The sequence below is a fragment of the Moorena sp. SIO1F2 genome (genome assembly GCF_010672755.1).
GTDB lineage: Bacteria > Cyanobacteriota > Cyanobacteriia > Cyanobacteriales > Coleofasciculaceae > Moorena.
This window is the reverse complement of the sequence record NZ_JAAHFV010000652.1, coordinates 1-1,497: the sequence shown is the minus strand read 5'-3', so window position 1 is coordinate 1,497 and position 1,497 is coordinate 1. Positions and strand designations below refer to the sequence as shown.

The following is a 1,497-nucleotide window of genomic DNA, read 5'->3' as shown; positions in this document are numbered from 1 at the left end:
TTGGAACTATCCATCAATTAGTAGTTAATCTACCAAAAAAATATATCCCACATTCCTCACGAAGTGAAGAATGTGGGTTCAGATTCAAACGGTAAGCAATAGCCTACCCTAGGAAATCAAAATTCCACTAATGCCTAGTGCCTAATGCCTAGTGCTTAGTAACCGATGTACAACTTGCCAGTCTTCTTGTCGATTACAAGAGTTTCTAAATCTGCACCAGCAGGAGCAGTAGAAGCATCAGGAAGCTCAGTGATATGAATGGTAATTGGATTATTTGAAGTAGAGTGGATTTTCAGAGGGCGATTCTTAGTATCGATATTATTGATATTGTCGTATGCTCCTACAATCATGTACCTTGCCGTATCTCCATGTACACCAAAGTCAACACGTGGTCCTGTACCTGTAGCTCCAGACTCAGAGAATCCTGCATAAGCATTGGCTGGGGATGCAGCACCAACTAAGGTAAAACATACCAACAATAACGAAACGAAAAGAGATGCAAACTTTTTCATGATGATTTTATCAATTTTTATTTTTTTTTATGGCGTACCTAACGGTAATTTTTCCCAATTCGGCTTCGCCCAAAACTATATTTTGGGATATATCCAGAAATAGTTTTCGGAGTATTTCGATGCCAACACTGGTTAGATAATTAACCACCGAAACCATAGTAGGGTATCAAAGCCTAGAGAGTATGTCAAGTTAACATAAATTAACTATTGGTTCATTAAACTTGAAAATTTAGTTGATGTAGGGTGGGCAGTGCTTGAAACAGATAACATAAGCAAGTCAATCCCGTTGCTAGGCACTGCCCACCAACGGGTTTATATTTATTGAAGATGTAGGGTGGGCAGTGCTAGAAACAGATAACATAACCAAGTCAATCCCGTTGCTAGGCACTGCCCACCAACGGGATGAATGATGTTTTGTTGATAAAAATTAGCTCAATTCCGCTCGAATCGTTTCCACCCGTTTCCGATTAACTCCCAAATCGGATTTTCCTAAACGGGAGGCGGAGCGAACATGGATTACCTTAGCACTGTCATCGAGCAAAAACTCTACATCATCCACAAATCCCATTAAACCGCTAGTGAATTGTGCGTAGAGATAGTTGTCTGTTTCTTCAATAATTTGTGTTCGTTCTAGGTTTTGGATCACAGTTTTAAGCTTAGCAATTGCTTCAGTAGGGGTTGAGTTGTAAGCTAAAGGCTCAATACCATGCTCGGCATCTTGGCTATAGCTGCTGACACAGTTAGGGGTATTTGGGCAAGGTGCTAATTGCCCTGAGGACTGAATCCCAATATTGGTAGGTTGTTTTCCTGGAAATTTCATCAACGATTCTCCTGAAAGGGCAAAGGTAGCTCCTATGGCAACAATAGCGACTAATACTAAAGAGATCAATACTATTAGTATTAGTCTCAACGGTGATAGTTTTTGGGTTTGTACAGTCATACTGTAGTCATATCTCTAGTATTATTAATATCATATTTGGTTGAA

The 1,497-nt window shown here is 39.7% G+C and carries 2 protein-coding genes; both read right to left on the bottom strand.

The window, feature by feature from the left end; translation table 11 throughout:
- Positions 1-155: 155 nt before the first annotated feature.
- Positions 156-476 (bottom strand): hypothetical protein, encoded by a 321-nt coding sequence (locus F6J94_RS33770; RefSeq protein WP_293048297.1) that lies wholly within the window; start codon positions 474-476, stop codon positions 156-158.
- 463 nt (positions 477-939) lie between these two features.
- Positions 940-1,401: a DUF1499 domain-containing protein gene (locus F6J94_RS33765; protein WP_364304082.1), complete on the bottom strand. Its 462-nt coding sequence runs from the start codon at positions 1,399-1,401 to the stop codon at positions 940-942.
- Between the last annotated feature and the right edge of the window lie 96 nt (positions 1,402-1,497).